Origin of the sequence: Parvibaculum lavamentivorans DS-1, from assembly GCF_000017565.1 — a bacterium.
Classification (GTDB): domain Bacteria; phylum Pseudomonadota; class Alphaproteobacteria; order Parvibaculales; family Parvibaculaceae; genus Parvibaculum; species Parvibaculum lavamentivorans.
Genome location: NC_009719.1, coordinates 428,346 through 441,746, shown reverse-complemented (window position 1 = coordinate 441,746; position 13,401 = coordinate 428,346). Strand labels below are relative to the sequence as shown.

Sequence of the window (13,401 nt, the reverse complement as noted above, 5' to 3'; positions counted from 1 at the left end):
TTAAGGGGAAGTTAGAGGATGCACGATAGGGTGTTGATCCTGTGGGGGAGAGGTGGCCGGCACTTGCCGGGAAGCCTCATGCGGCACATATCCCTCGCAGGACCGCAACCAGAAGGTGCGGCCCCGCACAACCCGACGCTTTCGCGCAAGGATCGCCGATGTATAGCGCCATGACCCGTTCGATAAATATTCTTGTCGAGCCGACTTATCTCGAGGATCAGTCGGAGCCCGACCAGGATTATTATGTCTGGGCCTATCACGTCACGATTGAAAACAAGGGCCCGGAAACGGTTCGCCTGCGCGCGCGCTATTGGAAGATCACCGATGCGACAGGCCATGTGCATGAAGTGCGCGGCCCCGGCGTCGTCGGCGAACAGCCGCTGCTGCGTCCCGGCGAAAAATTCGAATATACGAGCGGTACGCCGCTCGGCGCCCCGTCGGGCATCATGTTCGGCAATTACGAGATGGAAACGGCTGAAGGCGAAAAATTCGAGGTCGATATTCCGGCCTTCTCGCTCGACAGCCCTCATGCCAAGCGGATGCTGCACTGATCCCCGCCTGCCTCCTTCTTCCATCCCGCCTCGCTTCCCGCTTCCCGCCGCGCTAGACTGACACACACAGTCCTGCCGCCCCCCCTGCCCCCCGCCGGAAGCTTCAGCCAATGCCAGCGCCGCACTATTTCACCCCCCGGGAAATGATCGAGAGGCTCATCGCCTTCGATACGACGAGCCATCTCTCGAACCTCGCGCTCGTCGATTTCGTGGAAAGCTATCTCGCAAGCCACGGCGTCGCTTCAAGGCGGGTGATGAACGAGGACGGCACCAAGGCCAATCTCTTCGCGACCCTCGGCCCCGCCGATCAGCCCGGCGGCATCGTGCTTTCAGGTCATACGGATGTCGTGCCCGTGGAAGGCCAGGACTGGTCGAGCGATCCCTTCCTTGTGGTGGAGCGGGACGGCAAGCTCTATGGGCGCGGCACCAGCGATATGAAAAGTTTCATCGCCGTGGCGCTTGCTTCCGTGCCCGCCTTTCTGAAGGACGGGCCGAAAGTGCCGGTCCATTTCGCGCTTTCCTATGACGAGGAAGTCGGCTGCCTCGGCGTTCGTCCGATGATCGAGAGCATCATCCGTACCCTGCCGAAGCCGCAGGTCGTCATTGTCGGCGAGCCCTCCTCCATGAAGGTCGTGAACGCGCATAAGGGCATCCAGTCCTACAATACCAAGGTGACGGGCCTCGAATTCCATTCGAGCCAGACGCATCTCGGGGTGAGCGCCATTCAATATGCGGCAGAGCTTATTTCTTTCCTGATGCAACTCGCCGGCGAGATGCGCGAGCGCGGCGATGCTTCGGGCCGGTTCAGTCCGCCCTACACCACGATCAGCGTCGGCCTCATCAAGGGCGGCACCGCCGTCAACATCATTCCGAAGAGCTGTTCCTTCCTCTGGGAATACCGCCCGCTGCCGGATGCCGATCCCTCCGAAATCATCACGCGGTTCAATGCCTTCGCGGCGGAAGACGTGCTGCCGCGCATGCGCGCCGTCTTTCCGGGCGCGCAGATCGAAACGGTAACGCGGGCGCAATCTCCCGGCCTCGGCGCCATGGATGGCGATCCCGGCGAGACGCTGGTGATGAAGCTCGCGCAATGCAATTCGGCCGAGGCGGTTTCCTACAATACGGAGGCGGGGCTTTTTCAGCTCGCCGATATTCCGACCGTCGTTTGCGGCCCGGGCGACATCGCGCAGGCGCACAAGCCGGATGAATTCGTGGAATTGTCGCAGATCGCCGAATGCGAGCGCTTCATGAAGCGGCTGGCAGACTATGTGTCAGGCCGGCCGGTTTAAGCCCGGCGCACCGCGCATGTTGCGCGCGGCATAAAGCGATCTCATGAAGGACAAAAGCTCCGGCGACTTTTCTCCCGCCGAAAGAATGGCCGGATTTTGCGAAAGATCGGCAATGTCGAAGGGGAGTTCCTCCCCGGCGGGATCGCCATGGGAGATTTTCTCGAAGCCCATCGACCAGTTTGGAAAGCTGCGCTCCGCGCGCTCCTCCGCCACCACGCGGACCAGGCCGCTATGGCGGCGATCGCGGGAGATTCGGACGAAGGTTTCCTCCACCTGCGCCTGTTCGCCTTCGAGAACCTGAAAAAACACGCCATCGATGAGAAGCAGCATGCCCGACAGCCCGCAGCGGCGATTATTATGCGTGGAGCTGCGCAGAATATCCCGCACGTCTTCGTCGGTCAGTTTCGGCCTGACGGCGCTGAAATAGGCGAGCTGGAATATCATCTTCGTTCCCGGCATGACGCCGTTCAGGGACGCAGGATGTCCCCAAATTGCCGGGAATTGCTTACTGACTGGTTACAAAGCCAGGAAAGGCGGCGCGGCCTTCTAGCGCAGGACCGGCCTCATGCTGCGCTCGACCTCGGCTGTCAGCGCCGCATCGAACTTCTCTGCCAGCGACTGCATCAGCGCGGCATAGGCCGCGTCGCGCTCATTGAGGCTCGCGCTTTCGAGGATCGTGCGTTCCGCGGTGGCGTCCACCTCGGCCATCCAGGAAGCGGGGTTCCCTTCCGCGTCGGGCCTTTCCACGGTCAGCCGCGCCTTGAGGCGCGCCTTGAGCCGCGTATCCAGCTGATCGCCGAAGACGCCGGTGAGGCCGCCTTTCTTGTCGAGCTGTTCCGAGATGACCGTGCCATCGAGAATGGCGAGCGATGCCGTGCCCGGGCCGCCCGTGGCAACGAGCCGCGCCCGCGCCCAGGCGCGCGCTATCGATTCAGGAGAGACCTTGTGCAGATGCTCGACATAGGGAGCGCGGCCGGACGGCGTGAAATAGCTGTCGACAGCGACAAAGGCGACGGGAATCTGGAATGCGGACCGCGCCTCGAAGGAAACATTCGCCGAAGCGGGAGGCGGCGGCGGATCGCCGGCGCAGGCGGCGGCCAGCAGGCCGAGGAAAACAACCGCGCCCAGACGGCGCAGCATGGAGAAGGCGCTCTTCTCGACCAGGTTCAATTTCCATCCTCTTTCAATTCGTCCGGCGCGAAGACATAGACTTCGCTGCAGAACTCGCAGGTCGCGGTGATGACACCATCCTGCACCATTTCGTCGATTTCGTGACCGCCAAAGGAACGCAACACGCTTCCCATCCGCTCGCGCGAACAATGGCAGGCGAACTCGACCGGCGCCGGCTCATAGGCCCGCACCCCATCCTCATGGAAGAGGCGGAAGAGAAGCCGGTTCGGCTCCAGCGACGGGTCGAGAAGCTCATGATCCTCCACGGTATCCAGGAGAATGGAAGCGCGGTTCCAGTTCTCCTCTTCCTCCGTGACCGGACGCTCGTCCTCGTCTTCGCGGTAGCCGGTAAGGCCGCCCTCGCGCGGGATGTGCTGGATCATGATCGCGCCGGCGCGCCAGTTCTTCTCCGGGCCGGTTTCCTCGCGATGATAAAAGGGACCGGCGGCAAGGCGGATGCGCGTCGCCACCTGTTCCGAGCTCGCGAAATATTCATGGGCGCTGTGACTGAGGCCCTTGGGGTCCAGCGCCACGATGCCCTGATAGCGTTCCATGTCCGGCCCCTGGTCGATCGTCAGGGCGAGATAGCCGTCGCCCAGCAGGTCGGCGGGAGAGGTGCGCCCTTCCTTCAACGCTTCCTGCAGGCGGCCGTCATCCATCTGCGCATAGCCGCGCAGTTTGCCGGGCGATTCATAATCGGCAACCAGCAGCGAGACGGGACCCTTGCTCTGCGTCTGCAGGATGAAGCGGCCATCGAACTTGAGAGCGGAGCCGATCATGGCGGTGAGCGCCAGCGCCTCGCCCAGCAGGCGGGAGACGGGTTCGGGATAGGCATGAGCCGTCAGCACGCGGTCGACCAGCGGGCCAAGCCGCACGACGCGGCCACGAATGCCGAGATCCTCGATCTGAAACGGCTGCACAAGATCGTCGATACCGATGCCGCCCTCATTACTCACTGACAATTTCCGGCCTTCTTCCTTTACTGAAAGCACCAGGCGAGCACACCTTTCTGGGCATGCAGCCGGTTCTCCGCTTCATCGAACACGACGGAAGCCGGTCCATCTATCACGTCGACGGTCATTTCCTCGCCGCGATGCGCGGGCAGGCAATGCATGAAGATTGCATCCTTGCCCGCTGCCGCCATCAGGCGCGCGTCCACCTGATAGGGCGCGAGCAGGTTGTGGCGGCGCGCCGCCGTCTCCACGCTGTCGCCCATCGAGACCCATGTATCGGTGTTGACGCAGTCGGCATCCTTCACCGCCTCGAAGGGATCGGTGGTGACGATGATGCTCGCGCCTTTGGACTTTGCCCAATCGAGGGCCTCGGGCACGGGCGAAAGTTCCGGCGGGCACGCAATACGGAGTTCAAACTCAAGCTGCGCCGCCGCCTGTATCCATGACGTGACGACATTGTTGCCGTCGCCCACCCAGGCAACCCGCCGGCCCTTGATCGGGCCCTTGTGTTCCTCGAAGGTCATGACGTCCGCCATGATCTGGCAGGGATGCGAGCGGTTCGTCAGCCCGTTGATGACGGGCACGGTGGCATGTTCGGCAAGCTCCGTCAGGTGTTCGTGGTCGGTCGTGCGGATCATGATGGCGTCGACATAGCGCGAGAGAACGCGCGCCGTATCGGCAATGGTCTCGCCCCGGCCAAGCTGCGTGTCGCCGCCGTTCAGCAGCAATGTCTCGCCGCCGAGCTGGCGCATCGCGACATCGAAAGAAACGCGGGTCCGCGTGGAGGGCTTCTCGAAAATCATCGCGAGGAGCCGCCCATCGAGCGGCCGGTCGCTGTCCGGCACGGCCTGGCCCTTGCCGTTGCGGGCCTGCTTGCGCTTCTTCGAGCTTTCAAGAATGGAGCGCAGATCGACCGGCGCAACGCCGTCGAGATCGAGAAAGTGACGCGGGTTGGCGGCTCTGGTCATGATTTCGCTCCCGCGGCCTTCGCCTCGTTGCCGAGCGCCGCATCGAGCGCCGCGCAGGCATCGGCCAGCTTCTCCATCGCCTCGTCGAGATGGCTTTCCTCGATATTGAGCGGCGGCAGCAGCCGCACGACATTGTCGCCCGCGCCGACCGTCAGCATCTTGCGGCTCCGAAGCGCGGCGACGAGATCGGTGTTCGGCACCTTGCATTTGAGGCCGAGCATCAGGCCTTCGCCGCGCACGCCTTCGACGATGCGGGGATACTGGTCCGCCAGCATGGCGAGTTTCTGGCGCAGCTTCAGGCCGAGCATCCTGACATGCGGCAGGAATTGCTCGTCGAGCGCGAGGTCCATGACCGCGTTCGCCACCGCCATCGCCAGCGGATTGCCGCCGAAGGTCGAGCCATGCGTGCCGGCCGTCATGCCGCGCGCGGCTTCTTCCGTCGCGAGGCAGGCGCCGACGGGGAAGCCGCCGCCAAGGGCTTTCGCGATCGCCATGATGTCGGGCGTGATGCCGGCAAGTTCATGCGCGAAGAGTTTGCCTGTGCGGCCGATGCCGGTCTGCACTTCGTCGAGCACCAGCAGGATGCCTGCCTCGTCGCAGATCTCGCGGATGCGCCGCAGGTCCTCCGAAGGAATGACGCGGATGCCGCCTTCGCCCTGGATCGGCTCGATGAGGATGCCGGCCGTTGCCGGGCCGATCGCCGCCTTCAGCGCCTTCAGGTCGCCGAAGGGCACCTGCGGGAAGCCGGGCATGGGGGGGCCGAAGCCTTCGAGATATTTCTGCTGGCCGCCGGCCGCGATGGTCGCGAGCGTCCGTCCGTGGAAGGCGCCTTCCATGGTGATGAGTTCGTAGCGTTCGGGCGCGCCGCCGGCCGCGTGATATTTCCGCGCCATCTTGATCGCGCATTCAAGCGCCTCGGCGCCGGAATTGGTGAAGAAGACCGTGTCGGCGAAAGTCGCCTCGACGAGACGCTTCGCGAGTTTTTCCTGGCCGGGGATGCGGTAGATGTTGGAGGTATGCCAGACCTTGCCCGCCTGCTCCGTCAGGGCGGCGATGAGGTGCGGGTTCGCATGGCCGAAAGCGTTGACGGCGATGCCGGCGCCGAAGTCGAGATAGCGCTCGCCCCCGGCGGTGATGAGGTAGGGGCCCTCGCCTTTTTCGAATTCGAGGTCGGCCCGCGCATAGGTCGGCAGAACAGGCGTAATCACGGGAATCTTGTCCTTCTCACATATTCTTTCGGGCGCACTGTCCGCTGGAATGACGGGAGGGAATGCCGCGGGGTTTTCGCGCGGCGGGCGGGCTCCGGACAGACCTGGCGAGACAGCAGTTTCCTGCAAACCGCGGCCCTTTCCGGGCGCGGTGTTCTCACTGTCAGCCTCGTCGTTTCCCGCTCAGGATCATGTCGCCGGTTCCCGGAACCGCAAGCCAAATAGAAAAAGCCGCCTGCAAGGGGGCGGCAGTTCGAGAAGCAATGGAGTATTACGGCGAGGGGGCGGGTCTGTCAATCGCTCCCCGCCGCCCTCTCCCGCCCTTTCCGGCCCGCCCTCACGCCTTCAGCCGGTAGCCGGTGCGGAACAGCATGTGGCAGATCACCCAGAGCGCCAGGTTGATCCCCAGCACGAGCGCGACGCCCGTTGCCAGCGATCCGTCGGCATGGCCGGTGACGCCATAGCGGAAGCCGTCGATCAGGTAGAAAACCGGGTTCCACTTCGTCACTTCATGGGCGAGATCGGGGAGTTGCGTCACCGAATAGAAGGTGCCCGAAAGGAAGGTCAGCGGCAGGATGACGAAGTTCGTCACCGCCTGCAGATGGTCGAACTTCTCCGACCAGATGCCGCCCAGCATGCCGAGCAGCGACAGCATCAGCGAGGCGCCGACAGCGTAGAAGATGATGGCCCATGCGTGTTCGATGCCCATATGCACGAAGGGCAGCATGGCAATGGTCGTCACGGCGCCGCACAGCAGCCCGCGCGTCACCCCCGCCATGGCGATGCCGAAATTGAGCTCGCCCGGCGACAGGGGCGGCATCAGCACATCGACGATATTGCCCTGGATCTTCGAAATCAGGATCGAGGACGAGGTATTGGCGAAGGCATTCTGGATCATGGTCATCATGACGAGGCCCGGCGCCAGGAACTCGATGAAGGGCACGCCATGCACATCTGGCCGGAACTTGCCGATGGCGAGCGCGAAAATCGCCAGATAGAGGAGCGTGGTGATGACGGGCGCGGCGATGGTCTGGGTCATCACCTTCCAGAAGCGGCGCACTTCCTTCAGATAGAGCGTCCAGACGCCCAGCCAGTTCACCGCCCCGAAACGGCGGGCACCTTCCTCGGGATAGGGCGTGAGGCTCATGGCTTCCTCTTCTGATGCTTCAGGGGCCGAGGCATACGCCAGAGCGGCCTGCCGGGCAATGCGGGAAGGGGGAGAGCCGGAACCGGCCCTGCCGCCCATGTGAGGCCCCGGAAAGCCCCATACAAGGGCGCTGGTGCCGCCGCGATCGCTCTTTTCTGTGGATAAGGGGCGGTGCGGAAGCCCTGCCGGTTGCGGTTTTGCCCCCTGATATTGTATACTTCCGGTTAACGCCTACGAAATCTAGTGGGGTGCCAAAACCCGTAAAGGGCGAGACAGGGCCGGATTTCAGGGCTGATGCCGGGTTGTTCGGGACCGGGCGTCCAACCGGGCCGGAAACCGGCCCCAAGGGGAGTACCATCATGTGGACCGATGAACGCGTGGAACTGCTGAAGAAGCTCTGGGCCGAAGGCCTGAGCGCCAGCCAGGTCGCCAAGCAGCTCGGCGGCGTGACCCGCAATGCGGTGATCGGCAAGGTGCATCGCCTCGGATTGTCAGGCCGCGCCACGCCCAGCCGCCCTGCCCGCTCGCGCGCCCCGGCGCCCCGCACGCTGGTGCGCGGCCGTCCGGACCCGCTGACGGCGGAAGCGCGCGGCGACGAGCGCCAGCGCGAGGCGGCGGCCGAGCGCGCCGAAGCCGCCCATGTCGAGGAACGCGGCCTCGAGCCGATCCAGCGCGCGACCGTCCTCACCCTCACGGAACATACCTGCAAATGGCCGATCGGCGATCCGGGCCGGCCGGGCTTTCATTTCTGCGGCCGGGGTGCCGAACATGGCGCGCCCTACTGCACCGAACATGCGCGCATGGCCTATCAGCCGGCGCAGGCGCGGCGGAACCGCGAGCGCGACCGGATGCGCAGGGACCGGCTGGTAAGCTGAGCGTTTTTCCGGCTCCACTGTCCCCCTAAAGGCGGGTGGGGGACAGGTCGGGGGGCCCAGGAGGGGAAGGAGCAGGCATCCATGGGCCCATGGATGCCTGCTTTTCGTTAGGCCGGCCTATTCGTGGAACTGCTCGTCCAGCGAGTAGCCGGCGGAACGGACCGTGCGGATCGGGTCTTTCTCGCCCTTGTCGTTAAGCGCCTTGCGCAGCCGGCCGACATGAACGTCGACGGTGCGGGCTTCGACATAGACATCCGAGCCCCAGACCGTATCCAGCAATTGCTCGCGGCTGAAGACCCGGCCGGGATGCTGGATCAGGTGATCGAGCAGGCGGTATTCGGTCGGGCCGAGATGGACCTCGCGGTCGCCCCTGCGCACCCGGTGGGCGGCGCGGTCGATCACGATGTCGCCAAAGGTCACGAGGTCTTCCGTGAGGGCCGGCCGGATGCGGCGCATGACGGCGCGGATGCGCGCCAGCAGTTCCGTCATCGAGAAGGGCTTCGTTACATAGTCGTCGGCGCCGATATCGAGGCCGCGAATGCGGTCCGTTTCCTCGCCGCGCGCCGTAATCATGATGATCGGCACATTGCGGGTTTCGGGGCGGCCGCGCAGGCGGCGGCAAAGCTCGATGCCGGAGAGGCCCGGCAGCATCCAGTCGAGCAGGATAAGGTCGGGGGTCGTCTCGCGGATAAGCAGGTCCGCCTCCTCGCCATCGGCGGCGGTGATGACCTTGTAGCCTTCCTTGTCGAGATTGTACTGAAGCAGCGTCAGCAACGCTTCTTCATCCTCGACGATCATGACGCTCGGTTTCATTCTGCGTTCGAACTGGCTGCGCTCAGGCTGACCCTGCTCTGTGTGAGCGGTCTCAGGCCGAATCTGTTCCAAGTCCAAAGCGTGGCCCTGTTCGCCACGACGGGCAAGTGTTGTTATTGCCATTGCCGCACAAGCCTCCTTTAACTGCCGCTGTGAACGGCGGTGGTGCTGGTCGTATCGCCTTTCGGGCGCTCGTCATGAACCCATTCGCCGGTGACGAGGTAGCCGACGGTTTCGGCGATATTGGTGGCGTGGTCGCCGATACGCTCGATGTTCTTCGCAATGAAAAGCAGATGCGTCGAGACGCCGATGGTCCGGGGATCTTCCATCATGTAGGTGAGAAGCTCGCGGAAGACCGAATTGTACATCGCGTCGATTTCCTCGTCGTCGCGCCATACCTCCATGGCCGCCTGCGCCTCGCGGTTCGAATAGGCGTCGAGCACCTGCTTGAGCTGGCGCTGGGCAAGGCGCCCCATGCGCGAGATGCCCTGGATGAGCCGGTTCGCGCCCTCGAAATCGTTCTGCAGAACCATGGCGCGCTTGGCGATGTTCTTCGCGAGGTCGCCGATGCGTTCGAGGTCGATCGAAATCTTGATCGCCGCGATGGCCTCGCGCAGGTCCGCCGCCATGGGCTGGCGCAGCGCGATGAGGCGGATGGCTTGGTTCTCGATCTCGGCCTCCAGCGTGTCGATGCGCTGGTCCTCGCGGATGGTGCGTTCCGCAAGCTGCGTGTCGCGCTTCACCACGGCTTCGATTGCGGCTTGCAACTGCGCCTCCGTCAGCCCGCCCATCTGGGCGATCTGCGCGGAAAGCCCGTCGAGCTCTTCCTGAAACGACTTCACGATATGCTGGGTCACAGCCGGTTCTCCTGTTGGCCTCTTGGCAGATACATCCGCATCGATCAGCCGAAGCGGCCGGTAATGTAATCCTGCGTGCGTTGATCCGAGGGATTGGTGAACATGCGTTCCGTCTCGTCGACTTCGACCAGTTTGCCGAGATGGAAGAAGGCGGCTTTCTGTGAAACGCGCGCCGCCTGCTGCATCGAATGCGTGACGATGACGATAGTGTAGCGTTCGCGCAGTTCGTCGATCAGTTCCTCGACCTTCGCCGTCGCGATCGGATCGAGCGCGGAGCAGGGTTCGTCCATAAGGATCACGTCCGGGTTCACGGCAATCGCGCGGGCAATGCAGAGGCGCTGCTGCTGGCCGCCGGACAGGCCGGTGCCCGGCTCCTTGAGGCGATCCTTCACTTCGTTCCAGAGCCCCGCGCGGCGCAGGCTCGTCTCGACGATTTCATCCATCTCCGAGCCCGCCTTTGCATGTCCGTGGATGCGGGGCCCATATGAAATATTGTCGTAGATCGACTTCGGAAACGGGTTGGGCTTCTGGAAGACCATGCCAATACGCGCGCGCAGCAGCACGGGGTCGATCTTCGCATCGTAGATATTTGCGCCGTCGATCAGGATGGTCCCTGTCACGCTGCAGATGTCGATCGTGTCGTTCATGCGGTTGATGCAGCGCAGGAAGGTCGACTTGCCGCAGCCGGACGGCCCGATAAAGGCCATGACCTGGCGGGCGGGAATGTCGATCGTCACGTCGAAAAGCGCCTGCTTCTCTCCATAGAAGACGGACACGTTATCGGCGGCGATCTTGACTTCGTGCTCGCCGGCGCGGACCGTTTCCGCGAGCATGCCGGCGCTTTCCGCTGTCTTGTTCATAATCATTCCTGACGCTTCGGAGGTATCGAGCACAGTCATATCACCACCTCTTCTCAAACCGTTTGCGCATATAGATCGCGATCGCGTTCATGCAGACCAGAAAACCGAGCAGAACGACGATGGCCGCCGAGGTGCGCGACGTGAACCCGCGCTCCGGACTGTCCGCCCAGATGTAGATCTGTGTCGGCAAGGCCGTCGACGGATTAAACATGCTGTCCGGGGCAGCGGTGATAAATGCGTTCATGCCGATCAGAAGGAGGGGCGCCGTCTCGCCCAGCGCCTGGGCCAGGCCGATAATGGTGCCCGTGAGGATGCCCGGCATGGCGAGCGGCAGCACATGATGGGCCACCGTCTGCATTTTCGAGGCGCCGACCCCGATCGCGGCCTCGCGGATCGAGGGCGGCACGGCCTTGAGCGCCGCGCGTGTCGCGATGATGATGGTGGGCAGCGTCATCAGCGACAGAACAAGGCCGCCGACGATGGGCGCGGAGCGCGGCATGCCGAAAAAGTTCAGGAAAACCGCAAGGCCGAGCAAGCCGAAGACGATGGAAGGCACGGCGGCCAGATTGTTGATGTTGACCTCGATGAGGTCCGTCCAGCGGTTCTTCGGCGCGAATTCCTCCAGATAGACGGCTGCGGAAATACCCACCGGGAAGCTGATGAGAAAGCAGATCAGCAGCGCATAGAACGATCCGACAAGCGCGCCCCAAAGCCCCGCAAGTTCCGGAAAGCGGCTGTCGGCGTTGGTCAGCAGCCCCCAGTTGAAGGGCGTCGAAATCCTGTCCTGCTCCACCAGCCTGTCATACCAGCCGATCTGGTCGTCGCTGATCCGGCGCTGGTCGCGCGGCAGGTCGCGGTCGATGCCGCCCTTGTGAAGCTGGTCGCCGATGTCCGACAGCGGAAAGGTAAAAGCAACGGTCGAACCGATCATCGAAGGATCTTCTATCACCCGGTCGCGAAGCTGGTATTGCGCGCTGCTGGTGAAGAGCTGGCGCAGCTCGCGCATTTCACGCGGCGTGTCGACTTCGGGAAACATCCGGGCGATGGCGTCGTTTATGAACTTCTGATAGTTCGCCTCGCGCGGGTTCGCGGCGTCGATTGCCTCCGCAGGCAGTTCGACGTCGAGCGTTACCATCGTCTGGGTTATCGCCGGAATTGCGGTCGAGGCGATGGTGAGGACCAGCGTCGCCAGCATACCGAGAGCGAAGAGGATGGCCGCGACGCCGTAGAGACGCAGCCGCTTGTCCGCGGCATAACGGCGCTTCAGCCTTGCATCCGGCTCGTACCATGCATTTGTCTTGGCCGCCGCGGCAGCCGTGGTTTTCTCACTCATAGCGTTCCCGATAGCGCTTGACGACCTGGAGCGCGACGATGTTGAGCGCGAGGGTCGAGAGGAAGAGGACGAGGCCCAGGCCGAAAGCCGCTAGCGTCTTCGGACTGTCGAATTCAGTGTCGCCGATCAGCAGCGTCACGATCTGCACGGTAATGGTGGTGACGCCTTCAAGCGGATTGAGCGTCAGCTTCGCCATGAGGCCGGCGGCCATGACGACGATCATGGTTTCGCCGATGGCGCGGCTCACCGCGAGCAGGACACCGCCGACAATACCGGGCAGTGCGGCGGGCAGCAGCACCTGGCGGATGGTTTCCGCCTTGGTGGCGCCGAGTGCGTAGGCTCCGTCGCGCAGCGATTGCGGCACGGCCGAGATCGCATCATCCGCGAAAGAGGAAATGAAGGGAATGATCATGATGCCCATGACGCCACCGGCGGCAAGCGCGCTGTTCGACGCGACGTCGAGGCCGAGGGAAGTGCCGAATTCGCGGATCATGGGCGCGACGGTCAGAATGGCGAAGAAGCCATAGACGATGGTTGGGATGCCCGCGAGAATTTCCAGCAGCGGCTTCACGACGGAGCGGACGCGGGTGTCGGCATATTCCACAAGATAAATCGCCGAGAAGAGCCCAACCGGCAGGGCGACGAACATCGCGATGGCGCTGATGAAGATCGTGCCCCAGAAGACCGGCACCGCGCCGAAGGCTCCCGCCGAGGCGACCTGGTCGGCGCGGATCGCCGTTTGCGGGCTCCATTCCATGCCGAAGAGGAACGACAGGACCGGTACGCGGGAGAAGAAGGCGATGCTTTCGATCACAAGCGACAGGATGATGCCGAGCGTGGTCAGGATCGCGAGGATGGAGGAGATGATGAGCAGCCAGCGCAGGATGCCGTCCACGCGGTTACGGGCGCGGAATTCCGGCGAGAGGCGCGAACGGGCGAAAACCATTCCGGCGATGGCGGCGGCAAGCGTGCAGACCACCATTGCGAGAGAGGCAATGTTTTGCAGCGAGTTGTAGCGTTCGGCGGCTTCTATGATCGCGGGATCGGGCGTGCCGAAGATACGGCCGGCAGCCACGCTCTTGATCTCGCTCAGAATGAGCGAGATGCGCGAGGCTTCGATACCCTCGGTGATATAGGCCGGAAGGCCGGCAAGAACGATCTGGTCGATGACGGAGGTTTCCGCCGCGATCCATGTCAGCACGATGAGAAAGGCGGGAAGGCCGCAGGAAAGAGCAACGAAGTAGCCGTGATAGGCGGGTATGGAGTGGAGACCGGCGCCGGCGCGCTTCAGCGTGCCCGCGCGTCCGCGGCCCCAGAGATAGCCGAATGCCGAGAGCGTCAGGACGATCAGGAGAAGTGTGATGGCGGACATTCCGA

At 63.5% G+C, this 13,401-nt stretch carries 14 protein-coding genes; 3 read left to right on the top strand and 11 right to left on the bottom strand.

Annotated elements, in window-relative coordinates:
• Window positions 1-158: 158 nt before the first annotated feature.
• Both apaG and argE read left to right on the top strand, forming a co-directional pair.
• Window positions 159-551, top strand: coding sequence for a Co2+/Mg2+ efflux protein ApaG (gene apaG, locus PLAV_RS02075; RefSeq protein WP_011995322.1), 393 nt, complete (start codon window positions 159-161; stop codon window positions 549-551).
• A gap of 110 nt (window positions 552-661) precedes the next feature.
• Window positions 662-1,840: an acetylornithine deacetylase gene (gene argE, locus PLAV_RS02070; RefSeq protein WP_011995321.1), complete on the top strand. Its 1,179-nt coding sequence runs from the start codon at window positions 662-664 to the stop codon at window positions 1,838-1,840.
• Here the strand turns inward: argE and PLAV_RS18640 are convergent.
• The 6 genes from PLAV_RS18640 to PLAV_RS02040 all read right to left on the bottom strand — a co-directional run bounded on the left by PLAV_RS18640 (window position 1,823) and on the right by PLAV_RS02040 (window position 7,286).
• The gene (locus PLAV_RS18640) at window positions 1,823-2,299 is read right to left on the bottom strand and encodes a BLUF domain-containing protein (RefSeq protein ID WP_049767679.1); all 477 of its coding nucleotides are present in this window, start codon (window positions 2,297-2,299) and stop codon (window positions 1,823-1,825) included. The two genes, argE and PLAV_RS18640, sit on opposite strands and share 18 nt — an antisense overlap.
• A gap of 87 nt (window positions 2,300-2,386) precedes the next feature.
• Window positions 2,387-3,010, bottom strand: coding sequence for a hypothetical protein (locus PLAV_RS02060; protein ID WP_011995319.1), 624 nt, complete (start codon window positions 3,008-3,010; stop codon window positions 2,387-2,389).
• Entirely contained in the window at window positions 3,007-3,966 is a 960-nt protein-coding gene (locus PLAV_RS02055) for an Hsp33 family molecular chaperone (RefSeq protein WP_342612961.1), read from the bottom strand. Before PLAV_RS02055 ends, PLAV_RS02060 begins: the two co-directional genes overlap by 4 nt.
• Window positions 3,967-3,989: 23 nt before the next feature.
• Window positions 3,990-4,931: an ornithine carbamoyltransferase gene (gene argF / locus PLAV_RS02050; RefSeq protein WP_011995317.1), complete on the bottom strand. Its 942-nt coding sequence runs from the start codon at window positions 4,929-4,931 to the stop codon at window positions 3,990-3,992.
• Entirely contained in the window at window positions 4,928-6,139 is a 1,212-nt protein-coding gene (locus PLAV_RS02045) for an aspartate aminotransferase family protein (RefSeq protein WP_041536212.1), read from the bottom strand. Before PLAV_RS02045 ends, argF begins: the two co-directional genes overlap by 4 nt.
• A gap of 337 nt (window positions 6,140-6,476) precedes the next feature.
• The gene (locus tag PLAV_RS02040) at window positions 6,477-7,286 is read right to left on the bottom strand and encodes an ABC transporter permease (protein WP_041535805.1); all 810 of its coding nucleotides are present in this window, start codon (window positions 7,284-7,286) and stop codon (window positions 6,477-6,479) included.
• Window positions 7,287-7,645: 359 nt separating this feature from the next.
• Between PLAV_RS02040 and PLAV_RS02035 the strand changes: the two genes are divergently transcribed.
• Complete coding sequence (locus PLAV_RS02035) at window positions 7,646-8,161, top strand: GcrA family cell cycle regulator (protein WP_011995314.1); 516 nt, start codon at window positions 7,646-7,648, stop codon at window positions 8,159-8,161.
• Window positions 8,162-8,278: 117 nt separating this feature from the next.
• Here PLAV_RS02035 and phoB read toward each other — a convergent pair whose 3' ends face one another.
• The 5 genes from phoB to pstC all read right to left on the bottom strand — a co-directional run bounded on the left by phoB (window position 8,279) and on the right by pstC (window position 13,396).
• A complete protein-coding gene (gene phoB / locus PLAV_RS02030; protein ID WP_041535804.1) occupies window positions 8,279-8,974 on the bottom strand; it encodes a phosphate regulon transcriptional regulator PhoB in 696 nt (231 codons plus the stop codon).
• Between the two features lie 140 nt (window positions 8,975-9,114).
• Window positions 9,115-9,831: a phosphate signaling complex protein PhoU gene (phoU, locus tag PLAV_RS02025; RefSeq protein WP_011995312.1), complete on the bottom strand. Its 717-nt coding sequence runs from the start codon at window positions 9,829-9,831 to the stop codon at window positions 9,115-9,117.
• A gap of 44 nt (window positions 9,832-9,875) precedes the next feature.
• Window positions 9,876-10,664 (bottom strand): phosphate ABC transporter ATP-binding protein PstB, encoded by a 789-nt coding sequence (gene pstB / locus PLAV_RS02020; RefSeq protein WP_245545261.1) that lies wholly within the window; start codon window positions 10,662-10,664, stop codon window positions 9,876-9,878.
• A 67-nt stretch (window positions 10,665-10,731) separates the two neighbouring features.
• Window positions 10,732-12,024: a phosphate ABC transporter permease PstA gene (pstA, locus tag PLAV_RS02015; protein ID WP_011995310.1), complete on the bottom strand. Its 1,293-nt coding sequence runs from the start codon at window positions 12,022-12,024 to the stop codon at window positions 10,732-10,734.
• Complete coding sequence (gene pstC, locus PLAV_RS02010; protein WP_011995309.1) at window positions 12,017-13,396, bottom strand: phosphate ABC transporter permease subunit PstC; 1,380 nt, start codon at window positions 13,394-13,396, stop codon at window positions 12,017-12,019. The genes pstA and pstC overlap by 8 nt, the downstream gene beginning before the upstream one ends.
• Between the last annotated feature and the right edge of the window lie 5 nt (window positions 13,397-13,401).

What these genes read in the sequence shown, in the direction of transcription:
- pstC (WP_011995309.1), bottom strand. Translation starts at nt 13,396, where the DNA reads ATGTCCGCCATCACACTTCTCCTGATCGTCCTGACGCTCTCGGCATTC.
- PLAV_RS18640 (WP_049767679.1), bottom strand. Translation starts at nt 2,299, where the DNA reads ATGCCGGGAACGAAGATGATATTCCAGCTCGCCTATTTCAGCGCCGTC.
- argE (WP_011995321.1), top strand. Translation starts at nt 662, where the DNA reads ATGCCAGCGCCGCACTATTTCACCCCCCGGGAAATGATCGAGAGGCTC.
- phoB (WP_041535804.1), bottom strand. Translation starts at nt 8,974, where the DNA reads ATGAAACCGAGCGTCATGATCGTCGAGGATGAAGAAGCGTTGCTGACG.
- PLAV_RS02035 (WP_011995314.1), top strand. Translation starts at nt 7,646, where the DNA reads ATGTGGACCGATGAACGCGTGGAACTGCTGAAGAAGCTCTGGGCCGAA.
- PLAV_RS02040 (WP_041535805.1), bottom strand. Translation starts at nt 7,286, where the DNA reads ATGAGCCTCACGCCCTATCCCGAGGAAGGTGCCCGCCGTTTCGGGGCG.
- pstB (WP_245545261.1), bottom strand. Translation starts at nt 10,664, where the DNA reads ATGCTCGCGGAAACGGTCCGCGCCGGCGAGCACGAAGTCAAGATCGCC.
- apaG (WP_011995322.1), top strand. Translation starts at nt 159, where the DNA reads ATGTATAGCGCCATGACCCGTTCGATAAATATTCTTGTCGAGCCGACT.
- argF (WP_011995317.1), bottom strand. Translation starts at nt 4,931, where the DNA reads ATGACCAGAGCCGCCAACCCGCGTCACTTTCTCGATCTCGACGGCGTT.
- pstA (WP_011995310.1), bottom strand. Translation starts at nt 12,024, where the DNA reads ATGAGTGAGAAAACCACGGCTGCCGCGGCGGCCAAGACAAATGCATGG.